Here is a 26827-nt window from a genome sequence, read left to right on the forward strand (position 1 = left end):
TCGCCGGCGCCGCCGAGGAGGGTGTCGTTGCCGGCGCCGCCCAGGAGCGCATCGTCGCCCGCACCGCCCTTGAGCAGGTCGTCGCCGTCCTCGCCATGGAGCGTGTCGTCGCCTTCGCCGCCGTCGACGATGTCGTCGCCGGCGCCGGCGGAGGCCGCGTCGTCACCAAGGCCGAGCAGGATCTCGTCCGCGCCTGCCGTGCCGGTGAGGACGTCGTCGCCATCAGTGCCGATGATCAGCCCGGCATCATCCAGCACCGTGTCGTCGCGGAGGTTCAGGTTCTGGATGCGTTCGTCGAGCGCGGCCGTGGTATCGGCGACGTCGTAAGCCGTCTCCTGCGTACCGTGATATTCCTGCATGTACTCGGCGAAGGCCTGCTGCTCGCCGAGCAGGGTCGAGCCCGCCGGCGTGTTCGCCGCGACGACCGCGGCCGCCGTGAAGTCGAGCGCCTCGTCGACCGGGCCGGAAAGCCCGCCATCGGAGAGCAGATAGCGGAAGTTCGCGCCATTCGCCTTCATCGGATAGCTGTCGCCGCCATTGGCGAGGAAGCTCAGCGTCACCACCGTGATCGCCGCCGGCGCGCCGGGAACCAGCGCGCCATTGTCGTAGAGCGCGACGGTGCGGCCCAAGGCATCGGTGAGCGCGATGTCGGAGATGCGGCTGCCCGGCGCCAGGTCCGGATCATAGGAGAACGAGACGCCGCCGATCTGCGGGAAGCGGCCCTGGTTGCCGAGCAGGGCGACGCCGTGCTCCAGGATCGCCTTCAGCCCCGCGGCCGTGGTGTCGAAGGCCATCAGCTTGTTGTCGAAGCGCAGCGAGTTCTCGATGTCGAGCTGCGAGACGCCGCCCTCCGGCTTGTCGACGTCCGGATTGGCCGGCGGCGGCAGCTTGTCGACCTCGCCGGTGACCGGGTCGGGATCAGAGACCGTGCCGATCGGGGCGCGCAGGCCGCCGCCATTCTTCATCGAGACGACGAAGGCCGGGCTGGCCGCGCCGAGCGCGTCGCGCAGGGCTTCGGCATTGGCGTCGGCCGAGAGGCTGCCGAGATTGGTCTCCTCGTTGCGGATGATCGCGCGCTCGCCTTCGAGATAGACGTCGGTGAAGCCGAAGACCGTGCCGTCCTTGACGTCGATGACGTTCTGCACGGCGTCGGTGAGATCCTCGACCTTGTCGCCCTTGGTGCCTTCGGCGAAGGCTGTTTCGTCAAGGTTGTCGACGGTCGTGCCCCAGGCCTCGGCGACATTCTCGTCGGTCGAGGCATAGGCGCCGTTGATCGCGACGTCGTCAGTGAGATGATCGACGATGATCTCGCCATTGGCGTCGAAATCGACCTTGAGGCGGCCGAGATAGGTGTATTCGCCGTCGGTGTTGACGATCAGGGTCGTCTTGCCGTCGGCGCCGGCCGTGACGAGCGGGTACTCGCCCTCGAAGGAGCCGTCATGGCCCGGGAACGGGGCCGCATCGTCGTCGCCGTCGCCGAGGCGGGTGTTGGAGCCGCCGGCCAGGATGATGTCGACGCCGCGGAGCTTGGTCGCGAGCAGCTGCTCGTTCTCGATCTGCTGCAGGTGCGACTGCAGGATGATCTTGTTGACGCCCTGGGCGATCAGCGCGTCGATGACCGGCTGGAGCTGCTGGGCGAGCAGGTCCATGTCGTCGACCTCGTTGCCGTCGCCGGGGAAGCCCTTCACCTCGGTTCCGGTCGGCGAGGAGATACGCTCGAGCAGCTGCGTCGTCGCGCCGACGAGGCCGATCTTCTCGCCGCCCTTGGTGACGATCGCCGACGGCGCGACGCGGCCCTTGAGCGTGGCAAGGTCCTCGGTGCCCGAGGCGACGTAGCGCGGGTTCATGTCGGCATCGGCCGAGAAGTCGAGGTTGCTGGAGAGATAGGCGAAGTTGGCGCCGGACCAGCCGGCGACCGAGCCGGGCGTGATCGCATCGCGCAGCACTTTCGAGCCGAGGTCGAAATCGTGGTTGCCGATCGTGGAGGCCTCGACGCCGAGCGCGTTCATGATGGCGATGTCGGCGGCGGCGACCGGCTGGTTGACGCCGGCGGCGATGGTCGAGCCGCTAGCCGCGTTGATCGCCTCGCGCACCGACGGGTCGGTGCCGGCGGCGATGAACGGGCCGGGCAGGAAGTTGTCGCCGCCCGACAGGATCAGCGTGTTGGCGAAGTCGTCGTCGAAGGCGTCGACCAGCGCCGCGAGGTTCTTGGCGGTCGAGCCCGCGAGCAGGCCGGCCTCTCCGTCCGAGAGATGCAGGAGCTGGAGCGTGAAGGCCGGCGCGGGCTCGGCGTCCTCCGTGAGGTCGAGGCCGATCACGATCGGGTCATGGTCGGAGACGCGGGCGATGATGTCCTCGGCGAAGATCGAGGGATCGCGCTCGTTGGTCGCAAGGTCGCCGTTGAAGTTGAGCTGGTAGTCGAGCGCGTCGGCCTCGTCGGCGTTGACGTGCCAGTCGGCGACACCGGTGACCTGGGCCGAGGCGCTGCCATTGGTCAGGATATGGTCGAGCGAGCCGGTCTGGCCGTCGAAGACATAGCTGTAGCCGCCCGCGCCCTGGTCGGTGTAGCCGGCCTCCGTCAGGACGTCGATCGCGTCTTCCTTGTCATAGGCGTTGAGGTCGCCGAGGATGATCTTGTCGGGATCGGCATGGCCGGTCGGGTTGCTCTCCAGCCAGTCGGCCAGCGCCTCGGCGGCGAGCTCGCGCTGGTGGTTCCAGCCGCCATTGCCGTCCTTGATGTCGGCGTCCTCGCCGGTGCCCGAGCCGCTCTTCGACTTGAAGTGGTTCACGACCGCGGTGAATTCGCCGCCGCTCGCGATTTCCTCGAAGGTCACGGCGAGTGCCGCGCGGCTGGTATTCTCGCCGTTGAAGACATGGCCGATCGTGCTCTGCGCCAGGAACTCGGCGGAGAGGTCGCTGTCGTCGAGCACGGCGACCTCGCTGTCGAAGGAGACCCGGACCGAGGTCACGTCATAGATGAAGCCGACCGCGATCGCGTCGCCGCCGAGGAAGGGCGTGCCCGGCCGCACCCAATCGTAGGTGAACGAGCCGGAGACCGCGTTGAGCTGGTCGACGAGATACTGGATCGCGTTGCCGGAAGCGCCTTCCGCGAAGTTGTTCTCGATCTCGAGCAGGCCGAGCACGTCGGCGTTGAGCTCGAGGATGGTGTTGACCAGCTTGTCGGTCTGGCGCTCGAACTCGGCCAGCGTCTCGGCGCCGCGCGGCTCGAGCCCGATCGCGGTGTTCTGGCCGTTATCGAGGGTGGTGAAGTAGTTGAGCACGTTGAAGCTGGCGAGCTTCAGGGTGCCGCCGACATCCGGCGGGCTCGCCGGGCGCGGGTTTTGCGCGACGACGTCGTTGACGCCCGGGCCGTTCTCGACCGCATGCACGCGGAACTGGTCGAAGTCGAAGTCGAGCACGCCGGTCAGGCCGGTGATCGTGTCGCCCATGCGCGGGGCGGTGGCGGAGTTGTAGTCGCCGTCGACGACGGTGTTGTCGAGATTGGGGTTCGAGGTGCTACGGCCATCGTCGAAGATGACCGAGCGCGAGGCGATGTCGCGGATATGCGCGTCGAAGCCGGAGACGCTGGCCTCGTGGTCGACCGTGTAGGATTCCGGCCGCCCCCCTTGCGTCAGGCGGATCTCGCCGAACTGGTCGAGGTTGAACTGCTCGGTGATGGTCAAGGTCTCGGAGAAGCGGACCAGCATGCCTTCATAGGCTTCGAGATTGGCGGTGTAGGTGCCGTTCGAGCCCTGCACGCCAACGCTCGGCAGGTCGATTGCGACCGCCATCGTATTGACGTCGGCGACGGCGTCGGCCTCGACGATCGTGACGCTGGAGGCGTTGAGCTCGGTATTGCCGAAGTTCTCGGCCACCGTGCCGGTGACGCGCACCCGGTCGCCGATCTGCACGTCGGCTCCGAGGCTGGCATAGGAGACGAAGATGCCCTCCGAGGTCAGCACGTTGCCGTCCTGGTCGATCTGCTCCTCCTGCAGCCAGAAGCCGCCGAGATTGCGCCCGCCATCGGCATCGCCGTTCTGGAAGTCGCCGACCACGATGGCCTCGACCGTGACGGTCTGGCCGACCCGGGTGCTGGCCGCGCCCGTGCCCTGGACCGCGCTGATCAGCGTCAGGGCCGGGGCATCGCCCAGGACCGTGACCGCGCTGTTGCGCGAGGCCGAGCCGAGCGTGGCTGTGATCGTGAAGTTCTCGTCGGGCTCGGCGGCTGCGTCCGCGACCGCCGCGACCGTGAAGCTCGCCGCGGTCTGGCCGGCGGCGATGGTCACGCTGGCCGGCAGTGAAAGATCGTTCGCGCCGTCCGCCGACAGGGCGACCACCGTATCGGCCTCGGCCGGAGCCGACAGCGTGACCGTGAAGAGAAAGCTTTCGCCCTCGGCTTTGCTGGCATCGTCGACGACGAGCGAAGCGAGGCTCGGCGTTCCGCTCTCGCCGCCGATGGCGAAGCTCACGCCGGCAAGCGGCGATTGCGCATCGCTGAGGAAGGGCGCGTCCGGCCCGACGCCGTCGTTGTCCTGATTGCCGGTGCCGCTCTGGGCGAGCCAGTTGCCGGTGCTGTTGAAGGCCAAGAGCGCCGCGTCGCGCGTCGCGAAGGTGGAGCCCCCGAGCGCCGGATCGAAGGCGGCGACATCGGCTGCGTCGGTGCGGGGCAGCACCAGCGCGGTCTGGCCGGCGACGAGGCCGGTGCCGTCGAGCAGGCCGCTCGTGGTCGCGCCGTTGAAGCCGCCATTGTTGCTGGTCACGGCCGCGAGAAACGTGGTCGGCGCCGTCTCGGACGTACCGATGAAGGCGAAGATCGATTCGCCGGAGACGTTGAGGTCGGAGGTGCTGTTGTTGATCGTGCCGAGATTGACGCCGCGCAGGCCGGCATTGATCAGGTCGTGAATCTCGACGACCGTGCCCGCCGGGATCTCGGCGCCCGTATTCGTCCAGGTCAGGCTGCCCTCGCCGGTGTTGAAGGCGCCGCCCGCGCCGACCGGCAGGCCGTTCCACTCATTGTCGCTGAAGCGGAGGACGGTGCCCGCCGGAATCGCATCAACCGCGACGAAGGCGAAGCCGTCATTTCCATCCCCGTTGAACCCGACAAACGCAATCGAACCTGCACCGAGCGCCATGGCTGAATCTCCCTTTTCTAGGTCATTGGAAATGCCAGGCAAACGACGAGACCGGCGCGGCAGCTGGTCATGCCACGCGTTCACGCTGCGCCAGGCAGAGTGTTAACCATTCGTAAGTGAATCAATAGAAAGCGCAGATGACAGATCAATGAAGGGCAAGCGCCTGCAGATCAGCGAAATATTATCTGGCTATATGGTTTAAATTATAAATAACCAGTTATATGGCGGCAAATCCGCCATATAGACCATCATAATTGATGGGGACTGGATGTAATTATGTAGGAAATTCCGCAATATTGGCAAATTCAATAGAGTAGACGCAGATGCGCCGCCAACACCCCAGTATAGCCGCCCGCCGGATGATCGGGCAGCACTGGTCGGCCCCGGTCCCGCGCTCTGCGACGCTGGGCCGGCGAGGGTTCGCCCTCATCTCGATATCGCTCTTGGCCCGGCAGGCAGAGGAGCGCCGCCGAGAGGCGCCGCAATCAGGCCCGCCCGACGATAACGTGTCAGCCGTCGTTCGATGAATTCAGTTCGCCCGGCTCCAGGCCACCATCGCCGGTTTCGGCGAGGCCGGCAGCCTGCCGCAGCGCATCGTTGATGCGATCCTGCCAGCCCGGGCCGCCGCTCTGGAAATGCTCCAGCACAGCGGTATCGATCCGCAGCGAAACCGCCTCGCGCGCGCCAGGGATCACAGGCCGCTTGTCGAGCGAGACGGGCGCTTTCGGCGCAGCAGGCTTGAACAGCGCTTCGGCCTTGTCGCGCGCGTTCACTGGCCGGCGGGTTCTGTCATGTGTCACGTACAGCTTCCTTGCTCTTCCTGCTCATGATGCGAGGCTGATCATGGCAGCTTCGCCTTACCCTTCCCACGCGCTTTCGCGAACAGCGCCGGCTCATCGGTGAGCGCGTCCCGGCGGGCCGCTTTCTCCTCGCCGCTGGCGTCCACGCCGACCAACGCCCGGTCTGCCGCCTTGACGGCCTTGCGGCGCGCGTGATCGGCGCTGGCTTGCACTTGCTCGGTCGAAGCAGGCGCAGCCGCCGTGGGCGCCACCATGCCCTTCCTGAGCCTCACACCGGGGCCTTCGCCATTCTCCGCGACGAAGATGACGCCGGCTGCCTCGAGAGCGGCACGCATCTTGTCGACGCTGCTCATGCGCGCGTCCTGGCCCGCCTCGAAACGGTTGACCGTATTGGCGCCCACATCCGCCTTTTCAGCGAGTTGCGTGGTGCTCCAGGCGAGGGCGGCGCGGGCCATACGGCATTGAACTGGCTTCATTTGGCAGATTTATCACCAAATTCGGTTAAAATCAACCCGAACATGAAATGATGCGAATGGGGCTTTCACCACCATGAGGAGCTCCCATTGCCTTCGGTCGCGATTGCGCGCTCACTAGATCGCCGTGCGTCCTATCGGACGCAAAGTGGCGATCTAGGCTTTTGTTATTGCATCGGATTGTTCCGAAAACCGGATTCCACTTTTCGGTCCGATGCTCTAACGGGAGAAAGAGGGGCTTGGGGCGAGGCGCTTGGGAGGACCAAGGCGATGAGCGACCTTCTCATCCTTCAAATCATCTCGGCTGTGATGGCGCTCGCCATCGGCTTCGGAATCTATGTCTGGACCGCCACGCACCGATGAGTGCGGTCGCCCGCCGGCGAAGCTCGTGGGATACCCCGTCTGCGCCGCCCGCTCAGCCGGCGACAGCTCGACCCGGCAGAGATTTTCGTCGATCATCGGCAGTTCGGCGCGAAGGTCATCATCCTCCACCACGGCACACGGGATGGTCTCCAGGCCGATCTTTTCGAGCGGCGCGCCGGCCGACTTCGTACGCCTCGCCAGCGATGCCGTTAGTCTCGCTCACGTTTTCAATCGATGAGAGGCGCTGTAGGCTCTTGCCTGGCGCCGACAGGGATTGCGCGTCGACAAGACAGCGAAGGAGCAACCGTGCCTGGCAGGCGGCGAATGGTTGTCATCGCGGTGATCATCGCCCTAACGGCGACACACGCGACGGCGGCGGAAACAATCATAAGTTACAAGGCGGCGAGCAAAAGCCCCCCATTCGGGATCAAGGCGGACGTCAAGTCATGGCAGATCGAATGGAAGTGCGATGTCGCCAAGGTGCAATACAATATCGTTCCCTTCTCACTCTCGAACCCTGATAACGGACATCTGATCGACGCGTTTGTATCGACCTCCGCGACAGGTCAGGGCACTACGATTCGCACCGATAAGGGAAGGTTTCTGATCGATACCGACGGCAACAAATGTGACGTGACAGTTTCGAAAATGGACTGACCGCGTGAGAGACCAAAGGTCCCGGCTGAGCTGCGATGCAAATCAGATGATGCCGCTACAATCATGGGAAGTGCCAGGATCAGTGCCCTCATGCCGAATGTCTCCGTAACAGATTCCGGATGGGATAATCAGCAAGGTCCACTCCTGGTAATCCGCGTGACGCACCAGCTATCCGCTGCGCCGCGCTGGTCGACCGCTTCCGTGTCGACCAACATACGGCATTGGAAGCTGCGGCCGACTGTCGGCGCGCCGTGGCTGCCAGGCATGACAATCGACGTTGTCGACCCCAGCACCGCGAACGTGCGCCCGGCCCCCGCTGGGTAAGCGTCAGACGGAGACATGCCTGTGCGATGGCTCAAGTCGGCCATTGTGCCGCCAATCAAGCTATCGAATTCAGCGTCGCGCTGGGCGGCAGTTTGTTCTGCAGTCTGACAGCCACTCAAAATACGCCTAACGCCGCTCCAAAGAGCGCCGCTCTCAGGCGGATTGATACGTGCTTGAGTGGCGCGGCTGTGTGGCGCCGCGACAAAATCAAGGCTAAACCCTTGATTTTAATGGCGCTCCATAGCGGAATCGAACCGCTCTTTCCGGCGTGAGAGGCCAGCGTCCTAACCGATAGACGAATGGAGCATCTGTTCCGCGTCCTCATAAAAAGCCAATGAATAATAGCCAATTTTGAGAATACAGACCAAATTTGCTTTGCTTTTCAATACGTTAGCGGAAAAGGACTTAGCCGTGAGAGGGCGACGTCCTAGACCGCTAGACGAAGGGAGCAGCGCGGCAGAGGCGCTGTTTAGTCGGGCTTCCGCGCCGCCGCAACTGTTTTGTGTCGAAAATCGCAACACGCGCATAGCGAAAATCGCGGCGCGGCAGAAAGAAGGGGACCAGCCCGGGCCGATCCCCCTCCGAATTCCTGCCTGCCAGCCGGATGATGTGCCCGCTCAGGCCGCCTTTTCCGCAAGCGCCGGATAGTCGATGTAGCCCTTGGCGTCGCCGCCGTAGAAGGTCGCGACATCAGGCGTATTCAGCGGCGCGTTCAGGCGCAGGCGCTCGACCAGGTCGGGATTGGCGATGAAGAGGCGGCCGAAGGCGACGAGGTCGGCGCGCTTCTCGGCCAGCGCCTCGATCGCGAGCTCGCGGGTCAGGCTGTTATTGGCGATATAGGCGCCCTTGAAGGCCTTGCGCAGCGGCGCGTAGTCGAATTCGAGATAGTCGCGCGCATCGCGGGTCGCGCCCTCGACGACGTGGATGAAGGCGGTGCCGGCCTCGCTCAGCTTCTCGACGAGGTGGAGGAACAGCGCCTGCGGGTTGCTGTCGCGCGCGTCGTTGGCCGGGCTCACCGGCGAGATGCGGATGCCGACCCGGCCCTTGCCGAACACTTTCGAGACGGCGTCGACCACTTCCAGCACCAGCCGGACGCGGTTCTCGATCGGCCCGCCATAGCTGTCGCTGCGGGTGTTGGAGCCGTCGCGCAGGAACTGGTCGAGCAGGTAGCCATGGGCGCCGTGCAGCTCGATGCCGTCGAAGCCGGCGGCCTTGGCGTTCTCGGCCGCCTTGACATAGTCGGCGATGATGCCGGGGATTTCGTCGAGCCCGAGTTCGCGCGGCTCAGACACCTCGGCGAAGCCGCTCTCGATATAGGTCTTGGTCTTGGCGGGGATCGACGACGGCGCGACCGGCGCCTGGTTGCCCGGCTGCAGCGAGACATGGCTGACGCGGCCGACATGCCAGATCTGCGCGATGATCTTGCCTCCTTCGGCATGCACGGCGTCGGTCACGGCCTTCCAGCCGGCGATCTGCTCCTTGCTGTAGATGCCCGGCGTCCAGACATAGCCCTGGCCCTGCTGCGAGATCTGCGTGCCCTCGGTCACGATCAGCCCGGCGCCGGCGCGCTGACGATAATACTCGACATTGAGCGCGTTGGGCGCGTCGAGGCCGCGCGTGGCGCGGTTGCGCGTCAGCGGCGCCATGACGATGCGGTTCTTGAGCGCGATGTCGCCGAGCTGGAAGGGCTCGAACAGCAGGGCGGCTTGATCCTCGGAATGGCTCATCGGGATGGTCCTCGTAAGACTCGCGGCAGATGCCGGAGGAAAATGAAACAGGAGCATGAAAGCACGCGAAACCTGCTCCCGCCATGCTCCTGACGCTCGACGAGATATGTGTTGCGCTGCGGAATGACAGGGTCGCAAATATCAACTGCCCGTGAAAGCGACGGGCTTGCCGAACCTGCCGCCCAATCGAGATGAAATGACCAATTCCGACCCCGGAAGCGGAAAAGCCATCCCCACGCCGCGCCACTGGCTCGGCGCGCTGCGCTTTGTCGCGGGCGCCGGCCTGCGCCAGGCGGTCGGCCTGGTCTATCCGCCCAGCTGCATCGCCTGCCAGGGTGCGACCGCCGAGGCGCAGGCGCTGTGCGCCAGGTGCTGGAGCGGCATCGGCTTCATCGAGCGGCCCTATTGCGAGCGGCTCGGCACGCCCTTCGAAGTCGATCTCGGCGCCGGACTGGTCTCGCCGGCCGCGATCGCCGATCCGCCGGTGTTCCAGCGGGCCCGCGCCGTCTGCCGCTTCGACGGCACGGCGCGCGAGCTGGTTCACAAGCTGAAATATGGCGACCGCACCGAGCTTGCCCTGACGCTCGGCCGGATGATGACGCAGGCCGGGCATGAATTGCTCGCCGAGGCCGGCCTGATCGTGCCCGTGCCCTTGCATCGCACCCGGCTCTGGACCCGGCGCTTCAACCAGGCGGCGGCGCTGGCCAAGGTGCTGTCGGAGCGCAGCGGCGTCGCGCTCGCGCCCACAGCCCTCACCCGCGTCAAGCGCACGAAGCAGCAGGTCGGCCTGACCCGGCCGCAGCGCGCCGACAACCTGCAGGGCGCCTTCAAGGTGCTGCCGGCGATGAAGCCAGCGATCGAGGGGCGGCGCGTCCTGCTCGTCGACGACGTGCTGACCACTGGCGCGACCGCCAACGCCGCCGCTCGCGCCCTGCTGCGGGCCGGCGCTCGCCAAGTCGACATGCTCACTTTCGCCCGGGTGGTGACGGAAGCATGACGGCACACTACATTGCATCGCAACGTAACGATGCCGAGCCCGCCATGCCTCAGGTCACGCTCTACACCACCAGTTGGTGCCCCTATTGCTCCGCCGCCAAGTCGCTGCTCAAGAAGAAGGGCGTCGCGTTCGAGGAGATCGACGTCGACGGCAAGCCCGATCTGCGCAAGACCATGACCGAGCGTGCCGGCGGTCGCACCTCGGTGCCGCAGATCTTCGTCGGCGCGACCCATGTCGGCGGCTCCGACGACCTGCATGCGCTCGATGCGCGCGGCGAGCTCGACAAGCTGCTGGCAGCCTGAGGGAGAATGCGATGAGCGCGACGACCAGCTTCAAGGCGGCCTGCATCCAGATGCGCTCGACGCAGGATCAGGCGCAGAACCGCGACGACGCCATCCGGATGATCCGCGAGGCAGCCGCGGCCGGCGCGCTCTTCGTGCAGACGCCTGAGATGACCAATCTGGTCGAGCGCAGCACCACCCGCCTGCGCGCCGTCGTCGATGTCGAGGACAGGCACATCGTGCTGGCCGGCCTGCGCGAGGCGGCGCGCGACGCGAAGATCTGGCTGCATATCGGCTCGCTCTCGGTCAAGGTCGGCGAAAAGGTCGCCAATCGCGGCTACATGATCGATCCCGAAGGGCAGATCGCCGCGCGCTACGACAAGGTCCACCTCTTCGACGTCGATCTGCCCAATGGCGAGAAATGGCGGGAATCCGCGACCTATACCGGCGGCGAGAGCGCGGGCGTGGTCGAGACGCCCTGGGGCCTGGTCGGCATGTCGATCTGCTACGACATCCGCTTCCCCTATCTCTACCGCGCCGAGGCCGAGGCCGGCGCCTTCATGCTGACGGCTCCGGCCTGCTTCACCCGCCAGACCGGCGAGGCGCATTGGCAGGTGCTGCAGCGGGCGCGAGCCATCGAGAACGGCGCCTTCATGATCTCGGCCGCGCAGGCCGGCACGCATGAGGACGGCCGCGAGACCTATGGCCACTCGATCATCGTCGACCCCTGGGGCCGCGTGCTGGCGGAGGCCGAGGCCGAGCCCGGCGTGATCATGGCCGAGATCGAGCTTGCGCTCGTCGCCGACGCGCGCCAGCGCATTCCGACCATGCAGCACGCCCGCCCGGTCGCGGTCACCGCCTATCGTGCCGAAAAGCCGCGGCTCGATGCGGCCGAGTAAGCCTTGCGCAGGCCAGATGCAGGATTATCTGGCGGGATTGCCCTGCCCGATTGATGTGACATGATCCGCTACGCCCTCGTCTGCGACTCCGGCCACGAATTCGAAAGCTGGTTCGCCACCTCATCCAGCTTCGAGGAGCAGGCCGCGCGCGGCTTCGTCTCCTGCCCGATCTGCGATAGCGCCAGGGTCGAGCGCGCCATCATGGCGCCGAACGTCGCCCGCACCGACCTTGGGCCGCGCGCGGCGGAGCCTGCCTCCGAACCGGCGCCGGCGCCAGCCACCGCCCCTGCCGCCACGCCGATGGCGCTGATGGGCGAGAAGGAAGTCGCCTTCCGCGAGATGCTGGTCGCGCTGCACAAGCACGTCACCGAGAACGCCGAGCATGTCGGCCCGCGCTTCGCCGAAGAGGCGCTGAAGATCCATCACGGCGAAGCCGACAGCCGCGCCATCTACGGCGAGGCGACGGCCGAGGACACCAAGCTGCTGCATGAGGAGGGCGTCGACTTCATGCCCTTGCCGCGGCTGCCGGGCGGGCGGAACTAAGCCGAAACGTCCTCTCCCCTCCTCCGTCATGGTCGGCCTTGTGCCGACCATCCACGTCTTCGCCTATCGTGGGCGCCGTTCAAGACGTGGGTGCTCGCCACAAGGGCGAGCATGACGGACAGAGCTTGAAAACAGCGCACTTCATCCTCTTGCAAATCCCACAATGCGGGCATATACCCGCATCCATGTCCACGCCCTGCATCTGCACGACCCTGCGCTCGGCCTCGCGCCGCATGGCTTCGTTCTATGACGAGGCGATAGCGCCGGTCGGCGTCAACATCGCCCAATTCAGCCTGATGCGGACGATCGCGCGCGCCGCCCCGTTGACGCTGACCGAACTTGGCCGCCTCACCGATCTCGATCGCTCGACCATCGGACGCAATGTCCGCGTCATCGAGAAGATGGGCCTGGTCGAGCTCGGCCGCGGCGAAGACCAGCGCGAGGCGGTGGTGACGCTCTCCGATGCCGGCCGGCAGGTCCTGGCTGACGGCGCCCCGCTCTGGGATGCCGCGCAGCAGACGCTCGATGAGCGGCTGGGCGTCGAAACCATGCGGAATCTGCGCTCCATGCTCGATTCGCTTTGATCTTTCACATAAATGCGGGCATATACCCGCAATAGGAGTTCCGCATGCCGACCGATACGCTCGCACCACCGGTTCCAACCGGCCTCGCCGCCCCGCTCGCGCGGCGCGGCATCCATTATGGCTGGGTCGTCGCCGCCGTGACCTTCATGACGATGCTGGTGACGGCCGGCGCGGTCGGGGCGCCCGGCGTGCTGATCGGCCCGTTGCAGAAGGAATTCGGCTGGGCCACCTCCGAGATCTCCTCGGCATTGGCGATCCGGCTGGCGCTGTTCGGCCTGATGGGGCCATTCGCCGCCGCCTTCATGAATCGCTTCGGCGTCCGGCCCGTCGCCGGCGTCGCCCTGACCTTCATCGCCCTGAGCATCCTCGGCTCCTTCGCGATGACGCAGCTCTGGCACCTGATGCTGCTTTGGGGCGTCGTCCTCGGCCTCGGCACCGGCATGACTGCGATGGTGCTCGGCGCCACCGTGGCGACGCGCTGGTTCACGCATCGGCGCGGCCTCGTGGTCGGGCTGCTGACGGCCAGCACCGCGACCGGGCAGCTCGTCTTCCTGCCGCTGCTGGCGGAGCTGACCGAGCGCGTCGGCTGGCGCTACGCCATGCTCTTCGTGCTGGGGATGATCCTCGTCGCCGCGATCGGCGTCCTGCTGCTGATGCGCGACCGGCCGGCCGATGTCGGGCTCGCGCCCTATGGCGACACCAAGCTCGTGCCGGCCCCGGCGGTTCCGACCAGCCTGCTGACGATGCTCGCCTCGCCGATCGTGGCGCTGCGCGAGGTCTCGACCTCGCGCACCTTCTGGGTGCTGTTCGGTACGTTCTTCATCTGCGGCGCCAGCACCAACGGCCTGGTCCAGACCCATTTCATCTCGCTCTGCGGCGATTACGGCATGGCGGCGGTGACGGCGGCCAGCGTGCTGGCCGTGATCGGCATCTTCGACTTCGCCGGCACGGTCGGCTCCGGCTGGCTCTCGGATCGCTATGACAGCCGCTGGCTGCTGTTCTGGTACTACGGCCTGCGCGGGCTCTCGCTGCTCTACCTGCCCTTCACCGATTTCTCGTTCTACGGCCTCGGGCTTTTCGCGGTGTTCTACGGGCTCGACTGGGTCGCGACCGTGCCGCCGACCGTCAAGATCGCCGCCGACCGCTTCGGCGAGAAGACCAATCTGGTCTTCGGCTGGATCTTCGCCGGACACCAGTTGGGTGCCGCCTTCGCCGCCTATGGCGCCGGCTTCAGCCGCACCGCCTACCAGAGCTACCTGCCGGCCTTCTTCATCGCCGGCGCGCTTTGCCTCTTCGCCGCAGCCTTCGCCGTGACGCTGCGCGGCAAGGTCAGCCTGCCGGTCGCCAAGGCGGCATGAACGCGACGCTCCGGCGCCTCTGGCGCCGGAGCGCTCAAGCGGCGCGTCCCGCCTTTGAGGCCAAGTAGCGCTGCACCGCCCGCTCCAGCCGGCGCACGCCCTCAGTGATCACCTCCGGCGAGGAGCGAGTGAAGTTGACCCGCATCGCATCGGTCAGCCTGCCATCGGGATCGAACACGCTGCTCGGCACGAAGGCGACCTTCTCCTCCAGCGCACAGGCATAAAGCGCGTTGGTGTCGATCTCCGCTGATTTCGCCCGCATCCAGACGAACATGCCGCCCGGCGGCACCTCCCAGCTGAACCATTCCGACAGGTGCTGCGCGGCGGCCGCGCACAGTGCATCGCGCCGCTCGCGATAGGCCGCGACGATGCGCGGGATGTGCTCCGCCTCGAAACCGCTCTCGATCAGTTCCAGCGCCACCGCCTGCGTGAACATGCTGCTGCTGATGTCGGTCGATTGCTTGGCCAGCGCCAAGGTCGCGATCATGCCGGCCTCGGCCACGACCCAGCCGACGCGCAGGCCCGGCACCAGGCTCTTCGACAGCGTGCCGAGATAGATCACCGGCCCGTCATAGGCCCCCGTCGGATGGCGCTCGCCATGCAGGGCGAGGATGCTCGGCCCAGCCGCGCCATCGAGCTGGAGCGGCAGATAAGGATCGTCCTCGACCAGCCAGGTCCCGGCTTCCAGAACCTTGTCGAGCAGCGCCGCACGCCGGGCCTGCGAGACCAGCACGCCGGTCGGGTTCGAGTAGTTCGGCACGGCATAGACGAACTTGGCCTGGCGCAGGCCTGCCTCAAAGCCCGGCCCCTCGCCGGACCAGTCGAGCCTCTCGTAGCGCGGCTGGCGCGGCCGCCAAGCGTCGAGCGCGCCGAGATAGGTCGGGAACTGGTTGACGATGAGGTCGCCCGGATCGATCAGCGCCTTGCCGAGCAGGTCGAGCCCTTGCATCGCGCCGGTGGTCAGCAGCACGTTCTCGGGGCCGAAGCGCCGGCCCGCGCTGGCGGAGATGCGTTCGGCGATAGCGGCCCGCAGCGCCGGCAGTCCCTCCACCGAGCCATATTCGAGCGCGACGCTGCCCCAGCGCGCCAGCGCTCGCTCGCTCGCCCTGGCGATGGCCTCGACCGGATAGAGCTCGGCCGCCGGCAGCCCGCCAGCAAGGCTGACGATATCGGCCCGCCCGCCGATCGCCATGAACTGCTGCGTGATGCTGTTGCCCGAATCGAGCCATTGCGCGCGCGCCGGGCGCTGCGCAGGCTTCTGTCCGCCGGATATCGCCATCTCACCTCCCCGAGTCGCGCGACCATAGCATCCGCTGGTCCGGGCGGCTGCGGATCGGGCGAACGCCCGAGCCGACCTGAGCGCATACGGGGCCAGCAGATACCGTTCGCCCAGTTGTCATACAACTTTACTCAGGGCATAAGCACGCCAACCTGAGAGGACCCCTGCATGCGCATCGTCGACGTCCGCGAGATCACCCAGCCGATCGCCTCGCCGATCCGCAACGCCTATATCGATTTCTCGAAGATGACGACGAGCCTCGTCGCCGTGGTCACCGACGTGATCAGGGATGGCCGGCGCGTCGTCGGCTACGGCTTCAACTCCAATGGCCGCTACGGCCAGGGCGGCCTGATCCGCGAGCGCTTCGCCGCCCGCCTGCTCGAAGCCGATCCCAAGAGCCTCATCAACGACGCCGGTGACAATCTCGACCCCGACCGCGCCTGGGCGGCGATGATGACCAACGAGAAGCCGGGCGGCCATGGCGAGCGCTCGGTCGCCGTCGGCACGCTCGACATGGCGATCTGGGACGCGACGGCGAAGATCGCCGGCAAGCCGCTCTTCCGCCTGCTCGCCGAGCGCCACGGCCTTCAGGCCAACCCGCGCGTCTTCGTCTACGCCGCCGGCGGCTACTACTATCCCGGCAAGGACGACGACGCGCTGCGCGCCGAGATGCGCAGCTATCTCGACCGCGGCTACAGCGTCGTGAAGATGAAGATCGGCGGCGCCTCGCTCGCCGAGGATCGCCGCCGCATCGAGGCGGTGCTCAGCGAGATCGGCGGGGACGCCCAGCTCGCCGTCGACGCCAACGGCCGCTTCGACCTGGAGACCGCCATCGCCTATGCCAAGGCGCTGCGCGAGTACCCGCTGTTCTGGTACGAGGAGGCGGGCGACCCGCTCGACTACGCCCTCCAGGCCGCGCTCGCCGAGTTCTATCCGGGGCCGATGGCCACAGGCGAGAACCTGTTCAGCCACCAGGACGCCCGCAACCTGCTGCGCCATGGCGGCATGCGGCCTGACCGCGACTGGCTCCAGTTCGACTGTGCCCTCTCCTACGGCCTGTGCGAGTACCAGCGCACGCTGGCCGCGCTGAAGGTCGCCGGCTGGGCCTGGAACCGCTGCGTTCCCCATGGCGGCCACCAGATGTCGCTCAACATCGCGGCCGGCCTCGGCCTGGGCGGCAACGAGAGCTATCCCGACCTGTTCCAGCCTTATGGCGGCTTCCCCGACACGGTGCGCGTCGAGAACAGCTTCATCACCATGCCCGACCTGCCGGGCATCGGCTTCGAGGGCAAGAGCGACCTGATCAAGGTGATGCGGGAACTGGCGGAGTAGGCGCTCTCCCCTACCGGATGAAGCGCGGGGAACCCTCTCCTGTAAGGAGAGGGCAGGGTGAGGTGTAGGCCAGAACACCAGTAAAACGCATCGAGAGGTGCGGTTAGCTACCGGCAGCAGCGTCCAACGGCCAGCACCGCACCCCTGCCCCTCTCCTTACAGGAGAGGGGTTCCCCGCGCCCTTTTCGGCTCCGGACAGATCAAATCAGCTCATTCCATCGTCTGAGAGGGCACCACTCTCCCGCTGGCGTTATCTTCGCTGCAGTGCAACAATAAGATTGCACGAGCTCGAAGATGGCACGGCAGGGGAGCGGCCATGAACGCGATCGATCCTAGCGGCGGAAGCAAAGTCCAGCGCGACAAGCCTTTGCCGCGCGACAAGCCTTGGATCTTCCGGACCTATGCCGGCCATTCCGACGCGTCGGAATCGAACAAGCTCTACCGCAACAACCTCGCCAAGGGGCAGACCGGCCTCTCCGTCGCCTTCGACCTGCCGACCCAGACCGGCTACGACCCCGACCATGTGCTGGCGCGCGGCGAGGTCGGCAAGGTTGGCGTGCCCGTGAGCCATCTCGGCGACATGCGCGCGCTGTTCGACCAGATCCCGCTGGCGCAGATGAACACCTCGATGACGATCAACGCGACGGCGGCCTGGCTGCTCTCGCTCTACATCGCCGTCGCCGACGAGCAGGGCGCCCCGCGCCTGGCGCTGCAGGGCACCACCCAGAACGACCTCGTCAAGGAATACCTCTCGCGCGGCACCTACGTCTTCCCGCCGCGTCCCTCGATGCAGCTCACCACCGACATCGTCGTGTTCACGGCCCGCGAATTGCCGAAATGGAACCCGACCAACGTCTGCTCCTACCATTTGCAGGAGGCCGGCGCCTCGCCGGTGCAGGAGCTCTCCTACGCGCTGGCGACCGCGATCGCGCTGCTCGACTCGATCCGCGCCCAGCCCGAGGTCAGCGAGGCCGAATTTCCCGGAATCGTCGGGCGCATCTCGTTCTTCGTCAACGCGGGCATGCGCTTCATCACCGAGCTCTGCAAGATGCGAGCTTTCGTCGATCTCTGGGACGAGATCACGCTGACGCGCTACGGCATCCAGGACGAGGCGATGCGCCGCTTCCGCTATGGCGTGCAGGTCAACTCGCTCGGCCTGACCGAGCCGCAGCCCGAGAACAACGTCTACCGCATCCTGATCGAGATGCTGGCAGTGACGCTGTCGAAGAAGGCCCGCGCCCGGGCCGTCCAGCTCCCGGCCTGGAACGAGGCGCTCGGCCTGCCCCGCCCCTTCGACCAGCAATGGTCGCTGCGCATGCAGCAGGTTCTGGCCTACGAGACCGACCTGCTCGAATTCGGCGACATCTTCGACGGCTCCTCAGCGATCGACGCCAAGGTCGAGGAGCTGAAGACCGCGGCGCTGGAGGAACTGGCGAAGATCGATGCCATGGGCGGCGCGCTCGCCGCCGTCGAAAGCGGCTACATGAAGCAGGCGCTGGTCGAGAACGGCGCCCGCCGCATCGAGGCGATCGAGCGCGGCGAGCAAGTCGTCATCGGCGTCAACAAGTTCACGACCAGCGAACCCTCCCCGCTCTCGGCCGGCGAAGGCAATGTCGTCACCGTGCCCGATTCCGTCGAGCTCGAGGCGGTCGGCCGGCTCAAGGCCTGGCGCTCGCAGCGCGACACGAAGGCGGCGGAAAGCGCGTTGGCGGAGCTGGCGTCCGCGGCGAAGGAAACACGAAACGTCATGCCGGCCTCGATCGCCTGCGCCAAGGCCGGCGTGACCACCGGCGAATGGGCACAGGCCCTGCGCGAGATCTTTGGCGAGTACCGCGCGCCGACCGGCGTCGACACCGGCAAGGCCGGCGACGACCCCGGCCTCGCCACGGTCAAGGCGGCGGTTGCCCGCGCCACCCAAAAGCTCGGCCGGCCGCCGCGCTTCCTCGTCGGCAAGCCCGGCCTGGACGGGCATTCGAACGGCGCCGAGCAGATCGCCGTGCGCGCCCGCGATGCCGGCATGGCGGTGAACTATGGCGGCATCCGCCAGACGCCGGAGGAGATCGTCACGCAGGCGCAGGAGACTGAAGCCGACATCATCGGCCTCTCCATCCTGTCGGGCTCGCATCTGCCGCTGGTGCGCGACGTCACCGCCCGCCTGCGCGTCGCCGGCATGACCATTCCCGTCGTGGTCGGCGGCATCATCCCGCCCGACGACGAGAACGCGCTCAGGAACATGGGCGTGGCGGCGGTCTACACGCCGAAGGATTTCGCGCTGGATGGGATTATTGCGGATGTCGCGGGATTGGCGGCGAAGGGGAAGGGCTGAGCGCGCGTCCTTCCTTCTCCCCCGAGGGCAGAAGGAGAAGGCTACACCAGTCCGGAACTCTTCAGCTGCTGATACGCCTTCAGGATCTCCTGCAGCGTACCCTCGCGCGAGCGATCGCCGCCATTGGCGTCGGGATGGAAGCGCTTCACCAGTTCCTTGTAGCGCGCCTTGATCGCGACGGAATCGGCGTTCTCGTCGAGCCCGAGCGTATCCAGCGCCTTGCGGGCCAGCACGTTGTGGCGTGGCTCCGGCTTTGCCGCCTGCTGCTCCGTGCGTGCGCCGAAGATGTTGAAGCCGTCCTGCACGTCCGGCCCGGCCTGGCCCCCAGCGACGCGCCCGCGCTGGGCCATCCGCGCCGCCTTGGAGTTGACGCCGAGCTTCCAGGTCGGCCGATGGCCGATCTCCTCCTGCTTCTGATAGGCGGCGAGCGCCTCGTCGTTCATGCCGGAAAAGTAGTTGTAGGTCGCGTTATAGGCCTTCACGTGCTCGAGGCAGAACTGGAAGAACTGCCCTTCCCGCCCCCGGCCCTTGGGCGCGCGAAACTCTCCCGCCCGGGCACAGCCCGGATGGTCGCAGCGCGAGGCATCGCTCTGCACGACCTCTTCCGCTTCGGAAGGGCCGATCCTGATGCGATCGAAAAGGCGCGAGTTGAAGTTCATGATCGATTGGTTATGAGACGCGGAAGCCGAGCCGGCAAGTCCGCTGCGGAATTGCCGAGCCGACGAGTGACGATCAGGACCGTGTCGCGATCATGACCACAATGGCTGAAAGAATCACGAAGAAGTTGGAAGAGGCCCTGGCGCCACAGCGGCTGGCCGTAATCGATGAATCTCACCAGCATCAGGGCCATGGCGGCTGGCGCGAAGGCGGCGAGACTCACTTCCGCGTTGATATCGTATCGGACGCCTTCGCTGGCAAGAGCCGGGTCGAGCGTCACCGCATGGTCAACACCATCCTGGCCCAGGAGCTGACTGAGCGGGTCCACGCACTGGCGATTGCCGCCAAGGCACCGGGCGAGGCCTGATCATCCCAATGAGCCCTCATCCTGAGGAGCCGCGAAAGCGGCGTCTCGAAGGATGCTCCAGGGGGTGCTGTCACCGCGAGCTGGATCATCCTTCGAGACGCGCCTCCGGCGCTCCTCAGGATGAGGGCTGAGGATCCGAGCAATGTCCCGCGCTCTCAGGCTTTGACGACCCGCTCCGGCGTGAGGGCGTAGATCGCCGCCGGCACCAAGAGCAGCGCCGCGAAGGCCCAGTGCAGGTTGGCGAAGGTCGAGGCCGCGTCGAAGCCAGCCTCCCGCTGCCCCGCGATGAACCAGCCGGAGCCGGACTGGATCGCCGCCGCGCCAGCGATGAACACGAAGTTCACCGTCGTCATGCCGCGCCCGATCAGGTGGTCGGGGAAGAACTGGCGCGCATGCGCCATCAGGATCGCATAGGTGAAGCCGGCCGCGCCGATCAGCGCGAACAGCGCGATCGCCAGCGCCGCCTGCTCGCCGAGCAGCGCAAGCGCGGCGAAGGCGAGCCCGGTGATCACCGAGCCCCACAGCGCCAGCGGCTTGCCGCGGCCGACCGACTTCTCCAGCCAGCCATAGGCGAAGGCGCCGACGACCATGGCGACCGCCATCACCGTCGCGACATGGCCGCTGGTGATCGCGTCGAAGCCGTGCACGTCGGTCATGAACGGCGCGATCCACAGGCCGCGCGCGGTCGCGACGATGGCATAGCCGGTCAGCGTGATCGGCGCGAGCAGCCAGAGCGGGCGAAGCGCCAGGATGCTGCGCAGCCCCTGCAGCAGGCCCTCTTCCTTGCCGCCAGCCTTGGTGCTCCGCGGCGGATCGCGCACCAGCGCCGCCGCCAGCAGCGTCGCGGCCAGGAAGCAGCAGGCCATCGCCAACATCGCGCCGCGCCAGCCGAGATGGGCGGCGGCGATGGCGAGTGGCGCCGCGCCAGCCAGGTTCCCGAGCGAACCCAGCCCGATGAAGACCGAGGTCAGCAGCCCGAAACGCGCCGGCACCTCGTTGCGGGCGAACAGGAACAGCGAGGACATGAAGATCGGCGCGCAGCCAAGGCCGATCAAGGCCATGGCAAAGGTGCCGGTGAGCGCGCTCGTCGCATAGGCGAACAGGAAGGCGCCGACCGAGCCGAGCGCCATCAGCGCCGCCACCGTCCGGCGCGGGCCGAGCCGGTCCAGCGCCCAGCCCACCGGGAACTGCGCCAGCGCAAAAGCGACGAACCAGGCCGCGCCCAGGAAGCCGAACTCGCGCGGACCGATGCCGAGATCCGCCATCACCGGATTGGCGATGACGCTCAGGAACGACCGGTAGAAGATCGACAGGATATAGGCCGGCAGCAGCGCCAGAAAGACGATCACAGGGAAAGGGTCACGTGCAGGCGCCTACCTGATCCGCTCGAGCACCGAGACGTAGTTCGCCACGGCAGCCCCGCCCATGTTGAAGATGCCGCCGAGGCGGGCATCGCTGACCTGCATCCCCTCCGGCGCCTCGCCGGTGAGCTGCATGGCGGAGAGCACGTGCATGGAGACGCCGGTCGCGCCGATCGGGTGGCCCTTGGCCTTGAGGCCGCCGGAGACGTTGACCGGCAGCTTGCCGTCCTTCTGCGTCCAGCCTTCCTTGATGGCCCGCGCCCCGTCGCCTTCCCGGGTCAGGCCCATCGCCTCGTATTCGATCAGCTCGGCGATGGTGAAGCAGTCATGCGTCTCGACGAAGGAGAGGTCCTCCAGCACGACGCCGGCAGCGGCCAGGGCCTTCTGCCAGGCGAGCGCTCCGCCCTCGAACTTCAGGATGTCGCGCTTCGACATCGGCAGGAAGTCCTGGACATGGGCCATGCCGCGGAAGCCGACGGCGCGGCGCATCGAGAGCGCGGTCTCCTCGTCGGCCAGCACCAGCGCGGCGGCGCCGTCCGAGACCAGCGAGCAGTCGGTGCGCTTCAGCGGGCCGGCGACGAAGGGGTTCTTCTCGCTCTCCTCGCGGCAGAAGGCATAGCCGAGATCCTTGCGCATCTGGGCATAGGGGTTCTCGACGCCGTTCTTGTGGTTCTTGGCCGCGATCATCGCGAGCGCATCGGACTGGTCGCCATGGCGCTGGAAATAGGCGGCGGCGATATTGCCGAAGACGCCGGCGAACCCGGCCGGGGTGTCGCCATCCTCCGGCAGGTAGGAGGCTTTCAGCAGGAACTTGCCGATATCGGCGGAGGGCGTCTTGGTCATTTGCTCGACGCCGACGACGAGCACGATCTTGGCGGCGCCGGCCTTGATGGCGCGCACGCCCTGATGCACCGCGGCCGAGCCGGTGGCGCAGGCATTCTCGACCCGCGTCGTCGGCTTGAAGCGCAGCGCCGGATCGGCCTGGAGCACGAGCGAGGCGGTGAAGTCCTGAGCGGAGAAGCCCGCGTTGTAATGGCCGAGCACGATCTCGTCGACCTGGTCGGCGGTGATGCCGGCATCGACCAGCGCCTCGGTCGCCACCTTGACGATCAGGCTCTCGACGGTCTCCGCATCCTGCTTGCCGAACGGCGTATGGGCCCAGCCGACGATCGCAGCGCTCATGGCGTTTCTCCGCATTCTGTGTGCTTACACGTTACTTGCCCCCGCCGCCGCCATCCCGCAAGCCGGCAGTCGCGCATTACGGCAGTGCGCGGATGAGGGCAGCTACGCCGGATGGCTCCATCGATACCTCAACGGCACAAAATGTCTCCTATAGTTGACAAAATGTGCTTCCTAGGTTACATAATGCCATGATCACGATCCGCGAAACCAAGGAGTTCAGCTCGTGGTTGGACAAGCTTCGCGATGAGCGCGCCAGAGCCCGGATCGCCAATCGGATCGCTCGGCTCGGTGCCGGCAATCCCGGCGACATCAAGCCGATCGGCGAGGGCTTGAGTGAATTGCGGGTCGATTACGGCCCCGGCTACCGGGTCTATCTGGCCCAGAAGGGTTCTGTGCTGATCATCCTCCTGTGCGGTGGAGACAAGCGTACTCAGGAGGCCGATATCCGCAAGGCAAAAGAGTTGGCGCGGCAATACGAGGAGACATGACGATGCCTCTGGAAACCAGGGAATTCGACCCGACCCGCTACCTGACCAGCGATACGGCGATCGAGGAGTACCTCGCCGCGACCTTCGAGGATGGCACCTCGGCCGAGATCGCGGATGCGCTCGGCGTCGTCGCGCGCGCTCGCGGCATGACCGATCTGGCGAAGGATACCGGCCTGTCGCGCCAGGCGCTCTACAAGGCGCTCAGCAAGGAAGCCAACCCGGAATTCGCCACAATCCTGAAAGTGATTGAGGCGCTCGGCTACAGATTGTCGGTCGTCCGCGCCGGCCACGACAAAGCCGCGTAGGACGCGGATTTGTGAATCTCCGGCCTATGCCGCCGTCAGCGTCGGGATGTTGGAAACATCCACCTCGCGCTCGGCGTGCCACGTATCGAACGCGCCCTGCATGCGCACCCATAGCCCCGCGCCATTGCCGAACAGCTTGCCGAGCCGAACCGCGACGGCGGGCGAGACAGGCTTGGTCTCGGACAGGATGTCATGGAGGTGCTGGCGCGAGATGCCGAGCAGGCGCGCGATCTCGGCCTTCGGCTTGCCCGTAGCGGGAATGATATCCTCACGCAGCAGCGCGCCCGGGTGGGTCGGGCAACGATCCTTCAAACGAGTGGCGGAGTATTCGATCATGGCATGCTCCTGGCGGAGAATCTGTCAGTGGTATTGCTCGAAGTCGATGCGATAGGCGTCTCCGTCCTCGAACTCGAACGTGATGCACCAAGGGCCGTTCACGTGAACGGTGTAGCGCGTCGGGTCGAAGCCGCGCAGGCTGTGGAAATCGAAGCCCGGAAGGTTCATGTCTTCAGGGCGAACAGCGGTCTCCAGTGCATCCAGCCGACGCAGGACGCGGCCGTGCAGCTTCTTGTCGATCTTCGACGTGCGGCCTATCGACCAGAGATCGGCAAGAGGCTTGCTGCGGAAGCTTTTCAGCATGGACTATGCGTAAGCAATCAGCTTACGCATGTCAACATCTTGCTTACAGCAGACCCAGCTCAGATCGCCAGCATCAGCAGCAGACCGACCCCGCCCACGATCATCGCCATGCCCAAAAGCTCCCGCCGGCTCGTGCCCTCCGAGAAGATGCGGCGCGAGGCGATCTGGGCCAGCGGCACTTCGAGCAGCCCGAGCGTCCGCACGTTGGCGGCCGTCGTCAGCGAGAAGCCGATGAACCAGAATTGCGAGGCCGCCGCCCCCAGCAGGCCGGCCACGATCGAAGGCCGCCAGTTCCTGAGGATCGAGACCAGCGCCGGCCGGTTGGCGGCCAGCATGTAGACCATCAGGATCGTGGTCTGCAGGGCGAGCCCCAGCGCCAGGATCGTCGTCGCCCGCATCACGAAGCCACCTTCCGGCAGCATCTGGATGGCGCCGCGATAGCCGATGGCCGAGAGCGCGAAGAAGGCCCCGGCCCCGATGCCGAGCACGGCCGGGCGCATGCCGGCACGCGAGAGCTTCTCGCCCGGCTTCCACGAGACCACGACGACGCCTGCGGTCGCGACCACGATCGCGATGAATTTCCACAGGCTCAGCGCATCGCCCAGCAGCAGCGCGCCGAACACCGCGACCTGCACCGGCTCGGTCTTGGTATAGGCCGTGGTCACGGCGAAGGAGCGCTCGCGCATCGCCGCCAGCATCAGCGCGGTGGCGGCGATCTGCGTCACGGCGCCCCAGGTGGTGACGCTGAGCGTCGTCAGGCTGATCGCCGGCGGCAGCCGCTCCGAGGCGACGCAGACCAGGACGAGGAACAGCAGCGCGAAGGGCAGGCCGAACAGGAAACGCACTTGCGTCGCGCCGATCACGCCGATCAGCTCGGTCAGCGAGCGCTGCGTCAGGTTGCGCGCAGTCTGCAGCAGGGCGGCGAGGATCGTCGCCGGAATCCAGAAAAGTGTGAAGCCCACGCGAGCATCCGGGGAGTTGGCGGAAGTGTTCCCGGCTTGTGAACCGGCACGCGCGACTAGGCAAATCGCTCGGGTCGGGGTAGGTATGCATAAACGGGCGGAGTTGCTGAACCCGCCGTCTCGAAAATGCCGCACGCGTCGCGTTGAACCCTCAACCCTCGTCCAGACAGGTTCAAGACCCGCCCGATGATCGCTTCCCGCTTCGCCATCACCCTTGCCCTTGGCCTCGCAATGGCGGCTCCGGCGCTCGCCGGCACCAGCCTCGTGATCGACGCCAATAGCGGCGAGGTCCTCTCCAGCGAGAACCCGACGCAGGCCTGGCACCCGGCCTCGACCACCAAGATGATGACGATCTACCTGGCGCTGAAGGCGGTGCGCGCAGGCAAGCTTGGGCTGGAGACCGCGATTCCCGCCTCCAGGCTGGCCGCCAGCCAGCCGCGCGTGAAGGTCTACATCAAGCCGGGCCAGGAGATCACGCTCGACAACGCGCTGCGCATCATGATGGTGAAGTCGGCCAACGACATCGCCTATGTCGTGGCCGAGGGCGTCGGCGGCGACGTGCCGACCTTCGTCTCGATGATGAATGCCGAGGCGCAGCGGCTCGGCATGCGCGACACCCGCTTCACCAACCCCAATGGCTGGCACGACCCCAACCAGCAGGTCAGCGCCCGCGACCTCGCCGTGCTCGCCATGGCGCTGATGCATGATTTCCCGGATTATTCCGACTATTGGAACACCGGCGCGCTCCAGCTCGGCCGGCAGATCATCCACAACACCAACGGGCTCGTCGGCCGCTATTCCGGCATTGGCGGCATGAAGACCGGCTTCACCTGCGCGTCGGGCTTCAATGTCGTGGCTGTGGCGAACCGCGGCGGCCGCACCCTGATCGCCGTCGTGCTCGGCGCCGTCTCCGGCACCGAGCGCACGGTCAAGGCGGCGCAGCTGCTCGATGACGGCTTCTCGAAATGGGGCGGCAGCGGTTACACGGTGGCAAGCCTGCCCTCCGGCAGCGGCGGTCGCGCCTATAGCGTCTGCGACGAGGTCCGCCGCAGGGGCGGCGGCGCGGCGCTGGCCGACGATGCCGATTCCTCCGGGCCGATCAGCGGCGTCGGCGTCCAGGCTCTCGGTGGCAATGCCGAAGGCACCTCCGACCGCTTCCCCGTTGGCGGCCCACAGCCGGCGCTGACCGGCGCGATGCTCAGCCGCTCCGGCTCGGGCCGGCTCTCGCTCGGCCCGCGCGCCCAGATGGTGCCGATCCCGGTCGCCTTCGGCCGCAGCGCCGGCTCCGCCTCGGCTCCGCTCGCCGCCAATGTCGCCGGCCGCGCCGACACCCAGGTGGCGCGCGGCGCGCCGGTGATCGTGCCGGGTGCCCCCGTCGCCGCAGGCCTGATCCCCACGACGCGCACGCCCTCCAATAATGGCGGCATTCCCGGCACGACCCGCGCCTTCGCGCCAACCACCGAGCAAGGCGAGGACGATCCGCTGCCGCCGGTCAACGGCACTGCCGCCGGTGGCCCTCTGCGCCTCCAGGGCGCGATCCAAGCTGGCGCTGCGACCGCGACCAGCCTGCGTCCCGGTGCCGCCGCCGGCATCAAGCAGGCGGCGCGCACCCCTGCCAAGCCGCTCGTCGCCAAGCCCGAGCCGGCCAAGGCCGAGGGCAAGGCCAAGCCGAGCCATGCCGCGGCCAAGCCGCAGCCGGCGAAGCCGGGCGCCGGCAAGCCAGCCGCCAAGCCCAAGGCCAAGCAGAACAGCGACACCTGAGCTCTCGCGAGAGCGCTGGAGCATGATGTC

The 26827-nt window shown here is 66.7% G+C and carries 24 protein-coding genes and 1 tRNA gene; 13 read left to right on the forward strand and 12 right to left on the reverse strand.

Annotation, left to right across the window (positions count from 1 at the left end; all coding sequences use genetic code 11):
• The 3 genes from DWF00_RS24590 to DWF00_RS30065 form a co-directional block, all read right to left on the reverse strand.
• On the reverse strand, nt 1-5132 hold a 5132-nt coding region (locus tag DWF00_RS24590; RefSeq protein WP_147283796.1), incomplete at its 3' end, for an ExeM/NucH family extracellular endonuclease.
• Between the two features lie 509 nt (nt 5133-5641).
• Complete coding sequence (locus DWF00_RS24595) at nt 5642-5932, reverse strand: BrnA antitoxin family protein (protein WP_114831652.1); 291 nt, start codon at nt 5930-5932, stop codon at nt 5642-5644.
• A 41-nt stretch (nt 5933-5973) separates the two neighbouring features.
• A complete protein-coding gene (locus DWF00_RS30065) occupies nt 5974-6408 on the reverse strand; it encodes a helix-turn-helix domain-containing protein (RefSeq protein WP_342769130.1) in 435 nt (144 codons plus the stop codon).
• A gap of 684 nt (nt 6409-7092) precedes the next feature.
• Here DWF00_RS30065 and DWF00_RS24610 point away from each other — a divergent pair.
• Nucleotides 7093-7425: a hypothetical protein gene (locus DWF00_RS24610; RefSeq protein WP_114831650.1), complete on the forward strand. Its 333-nt coding sequence runs from the start codon at nt 7093-7095 to the stop codon at nt 7423-7425.
• Between the two features lie 555 nt (nt 7426-7980).
• On the opposite strand, the gene DWF00_RS24615 is transcribed toward DWF00_RS24610, so the two are convergent.
• Nucleotides 7981-8055, reverse strand: a tRNA-Glu gene (locus DWF00_RS24615).
• A 311-nt stretch (nt 8056-8366) separates the two neighbouring features.
• Nucleotides 8367-9476: an alkene reductase gene (locus DWF00_RS24620; RefSeq protein WP_114831649.1), complete on the reverse strand. Its 1110-nt coding sequence runs from the start codon at nt 9474-9476 to the stop codon at nt 8367-8369.
• 196 nt (nt 9477-9672) lie between these two features.
• Between DWF00_RS24620 and DWF00_RS24625 the strand changes: the two genes are divergently transcribed.
• From DWF00_RS24625 to DWF00_RS24650, 6 genes are all read left to right on the forward strand, one after another.
• Nucleotides 9673-10473 (forward strand): ComF family protein, encoded by an 801-nt coding sequence (locus DWF00_RS24625; protein ID WP_114831648.1) that lies wholly within the window; start codon nt 9673-9675, stop codon nt 10471-10473.
• Between the two features lie 44 nt (nt 10474-10517).
• The gene (gene grxC, locus DWF00_RS24630; RefSeq protein WP_114831647.1) at nt 10518-10775 is read left to right on the forward strand and encodes a glutaredoxin 3; all 258 of its coding nucleotides are present in this window, start codon (nt 10518-10520) and stop codon (nt 10773-10775) included.
• A gap of 11 nt (nt 10776-10786) precedes the next feature.
• Nucleotides 10787-11653, forward strand: coding sequence for a carbon-nitrogen hydrolase family protein (locus DWF00_RS24635; RefSeq protein ID WP_114831646.1), 867 nt, complete (start codon nt 10787-10789; stop codon nt 11651-11653).
• Nucleotides 11654-11713: 60 nt separating this feature from the next.
• Nucleotides 11714-12196, forward strand: a complete 483-nt coding sequence (locus DWF00_RS24640; protein WP_114831645.1) for a DUF1178 family protein — start codon at nt 11714-11716, stop codon at nt 12194-12196.
• Nucleotides 12197-12381: 185 nt separating this feature from the next.
• Entirely contained in the window at nt 12382-12780 is a 399-nt protein-coding gene (locus DWF00_RS24645) for a MarR family winged helix-turn-helix transcriptional regulator (protein WP_114831644.1), read from the forward strand.
• Between the two features lie 44 nt (nt 12781-12824).
• Nucleotides 12825-14138, forward strand: a complete 1314-nt coding sequence (locus DWF00_RS24650) for an MFS transporter (protein ID WP_114831643.1) — start codon at nt 12825-12827, stop codon at nt 14136-14138.
• Nucleotides 14139-14172: 34 nt separating this feature from the next.
• On the opposite strand, the gene DWF00_RS24655 is transcribed toward DWF00_RS24650, so the two are convergent.
• On the reverse strand, nt 14173-15417 hold the full coding sequence (locus tag DWF00_RS24655; RefSeq protein ID WP_114831642.1) for an aminotransferase-like domain-containing protein: 1245 nt from the start codon (nt 15415-15417) through the stop codon (nt 14173-14175).
• A gap of 168 nt (nt 15418-15585) precedes the next feature.
• On the opposite strand from DWF00_RS24655, the gene DWF00_RS24660 reads away from it, so the two are divergent.
• Together DWF00_RS24660 and DWF00_RS24665 are read left to right on the forward strand one after the other, a co-directional pair.
• A complete protein-coding gene (locus DWF00_RS24660) occupies nt 15586-16749 on the forward strand; it encodes a mandelate racemase/muconate lactonizing enzyme family protein (protein WP_114831641.1) in 1164 nt (387 codons plus the stop codon).
• A 316-nt stretch (nt 16750-17065) separates the two neighbouring features.
• Complete coding sequence (locus DWF00_RS24665; RefSeq protein ID WP_114831640.1) at nt 17066-19075, forward strand: protein meaA; 2010 nt, start codon at nt 17066-17068, stop codon at nt 19073-19075.
• A 41-nt stretch (nt 19076-19116) separates the two neighbouring features.
• On the opposite strand, the gene DWF00_RS24670 is transcribed toward DWF00_RS24665, so the two are convergent.
• Nucleotides 19117-19734 carry a DnaJ domain-containing protein gene (locus DWF00_RS24670; protein ID WP_114831639.1) on the reverse strand — a complete coding sequence of 206 codons (618 nt, stop codon included), beginning with the start codon at nt 19732-19734 and terminating at the stop codon, nt 19117-19119.
• Nucleotides 19735-19826: 92 nt separating this feature from the next.
• Here DWF00_RS24670 and DWF00_RS24675 point away from each other — a divergent pair, with 92 nt between their 5' ends.
• The gene (locus tag DWF00_RS24675; RefSeq protein ID WP_425453178.1) at nt 19827-20099 is read left to right on the forward strand and encodes a BolA family protein; all 273 of its coding nucleotides are present in this window, start codon (nt 19827-19829) and stop codon (nt 20097-20099) included.
• 155 nt (nt 20100-20254) lie between these two features.
• Here DWF00_RS24675 and DWF00_RS24680 read toward each other — a convergent pair whose 3' ends face one another.
• A complete protein-coding gene (locus DWF00_RS24680) occupies nt 20255-21448 on the reverse strand; it encodes an MFS transporter (RefSeq protein ID WP_114831638.1) in 1194 nt (397 codons plus the stop codon).
• Between the two features lie 24 nt (nt 21449-21472).
• The gene (locus tag DWF00_RS24685; protein ID WP_114831637.1) at nt 21473-22642 is read right to left on the reverse strand and encodes an acetyl-CoA acetyltransferase; all 1170 of its coding nucleotides are present in this window, start codon (nt 22640-22642) and stop codon (nt 21473-21475) included.
• Between the two features lie 188 nt (nt 22643-22830).
• On the opposite strand from DWF00_RS24685, the gene DWF00_RS24690 reads away from it, so the two are divergent.
• The gene (locus tag DWF00_RS24690; protein ID WP_114831636.1) at nt 22831-23130 is read left to right on the forward strand and encodes a type II toxin-antitoxin system RelE/ParE family toxin; all 300 of its coding nucleotides are present in this window, start codon (nt 22831-22833) and stop codon (nt 23128-23130) included.
• Nucleotides 23131-23132: 2 nt separating this feature from the next.
• The gene (locus DWF00_RS24695) at nt 23133-23435 is read left to right on the forward strand and encodes an addiction module antidote protein (RefSeq protein ID WP_114831635.1); all 303 of its coding nucleotides are present in this window, start codon (nt 23133-23135) and stop codon (nt 23433-23435) included.
• A gap of 24 nt (nt 23436-23459) precedes the next feature.
• Here the strand turns inward: DWF00_RS24695 and DWF00_RS24700 are convergent, their stop codons facing one another.
• The 3 genes from DWF00_RS24700 to DWF00_RS24710 are packed head-to-tail and all read right to left on the reverse strand — an operon-like array spanning nt 23460 to nt 25036.
• The gene (locus DWF00_RS24700) at nt 23460-23771 is read right to left on the reverse strand and encodes a HigA family addiction module antitoxin (RefSeq protein ID WP_114831634.1); all 312 of its coding nucleotides are present in this window, start codon (nt 23769-23771) and stop codon (nt 23460-23462) included.
• A 24-nt stretch (nt 23772-23795) separates the two neighbouring features.
• Nucleotides 23796-24074, reverse strand: coding sequence for a type II toxin-antitoxin system RelE/ParE family toxin (locus DWF00_RS24705; protein WP_114831633.1), 279 nt, complete (start codon nt 24072-24074; stop codon nt 23796-23798).
• 59 nt (nt 24075-24133) lie between these two features.
• Nucleotides 24134-25036 (reverse strand): DMT family transporter, encoded by a 903-nt coding sequence (locus DWF00_RS24710; RefSeq protein ID WP_114831632.1) that lies wholly within the window; start codon nt 25034-25036, stop codon nt 24134-24136.
• A 186-nt stretch (nt 25037-25222) separates the two neighbouring features.
• On the opposite strand from DWF00_RS24710, the gene DWF00_RS24715 reads away from it, so the two are divergent.
• Nucleotides 25223-26797, forward strand: a complete 1575-nt coding sequence (locus DWF00_RS24715; protein ID WP_114831631.1) for a D-alanyl-D-alanine carboxypeptidase family protein — start codon at nt 25223-25225, stop codon at nt 26795-26797.
• The last annotated feature ends 30 nt before the right edge of the window (nt 26798-26827 follow it).

The organism is Allobosea caraganae, from assembly GCF_003351345.1.
In the GTDB taxonomy this organism is placed as follows: domain Bacteria; phylum Pseudomonadota; class Alphaproteobacteria; order Rhizobiales; family Beijerinckiaceae; genus Allobosea; species Allobosea caraganae.

What these genes read in the sequence shown, in the direction of transcription:
- DWF00_RS30065 (WP_342769130.1), bottom strand. Translation starts at nt 6,408, where the DNA reads ATGAAGCCAGTTCAATGCCGTATGGCCCGCGCCGCCCTCGCCTGGAGC.
- DWF00_RS24610 (WP_114831650.1), top strand. Translation starts at nt 7,093, where the DNA reads ATGGTTGTCATCGCGGTGATCATCGCCCTAACGGCGACACACGCGACG.
- DWF00_RS24620 (WP_114831649.1), bottom strand. Translation starts at nt 9,476, where the DNA reads ATGAGCCATTCCGAGGATCAAGCCGCCCTGCTGTTCGAGCCCTTCCAG.
- DWF00_RS24625 (WP_114831648.1), top strand. Translation starts at nt 9,673, where the DNA reads ATGACCAATTCCGACCCCGGAAGCGGAAAAGCCATCCCCACGCCGCGC.
- grxC (WP_114831647.1), top strand. Translation starts at nt 10,518, where the DNA reads ATGCCTCAGGTCACGCTCTACACCACCAGTTGGTGCCCCTATTGCTCC.
- DWF00_RS24635 (WP_114831646.1), top strand. Translation starts at nt 10,787, where the DNA reads ATGAGCGCGACGACCAGCTTCAAGGCGGCCTGCATCCAGATGCGCTCG.
- DWF00_RS24640 (WP_114831645.1), top strand. Translation starts at nt 11,714, where the DNA reads ATGATCCGCTACGCCCTCGTCTGCGACTCCGGCCACGAATTCGAAAGC.
- DWF00_RS24645 (WP_114831644.1), top strand. Translation starts at nt 12,382, where the DNA reads ATGTCCACGCCCTGCATCTGCACGACCCTGCGCTCGGCCTCGCGCCGC.
- DWF00_RS24650 (WP_114831643.1), top strand. Translation starts at nt 12,825, where the DNA reads ATGCCGACCGATACGCTCGCACCACCGGTTCCAACCGGCCTCGCCGCC.
- DWF00_RS24655 (WP_114831642.1), bottom strand. Translation starts at nt 15,417, where the DNA reads ATGGCGATATCCGGCGGACAGAAGCCTGCGCAGCGCCCGGCGCGCGCG.
- DWF00_RS24660 (WP_114831641.1), top strand. Translation starts at nt 15,586, where the DNA reads ATGCGCATCGTCGACGTCCGCGAGATCACCCAGCCGATCGCCTCGCCG.
- DWF00_RS24665 (WP_114831640.1), top strand. Translation starts at nt 17,066, where the DNA reads ATGAACGCGATCGATCCTAGCGGCGGAAGCAAAGTCCAGCGCGACAAG.
- DWF00_RS24670 (WP_114831639.1), bottom strand. Translation starts at nt 19,734, where the DNA reads ATGAACTTCAACTCGCGCCTTTTCGATCGCATCAGGATCGGCCCTTCC.
- DWF00_RS24675 (WP_425453178.1), top strand. Translation starts at nt 19,827, where the DNA reads ATGACCACAATGGCTGAAAGAATCACGAAGAAGTTGGAAGAGGCCCTG.
- DWF00_RS24685 (WP_114831637.1), bottom strand. Translation starts at nt 22,642, where the DNA reads ATGAGCGCTGCGATCGTCGGCTGGGCCCATACGCCGTTCGGCAAGCAG.
- DWF00_RS24690 (WP_114831636.1), top strand. Translation starts at nt 22,831, where the DNA reads ATGATCACGATCCGCGAAACCAAGGAGTTCAGCTCGTGGTTGGACAAG.
- DWF00_RS24695 (WP_114831635.1), top strand. Translation starts at nt 23,133, where the DNA reads ATGCCTCTGGAAACCAGGGAATTCGACCCGACCCGCTACCTGACCAGC.
- DWF00_RS24700 (WP_114831634.1), bottom strand. Translation starts at nt 23,771, where the DNA reads ATGATCGAATACTCCGCCACTCGTTTGAAGGATCGTTGCCCGACCCAC.
- DWF00_RS24705 (WP_114831633.1), bottom strand. Translation starts at nt 24,074, where the DNA reads ATGCTGAAAAGCTTCCGCAGCAAGCCTCTTGCCGATCTCTGGTCGATA.
- DWF00_RS24715 (WP_114831631.1), top strand. Translation starts at nt 25,223, where the DNA reads ATGATCGCTTCCCGCTTCGCCATCACCCTTGCCCTTGGCCTCGCAATG.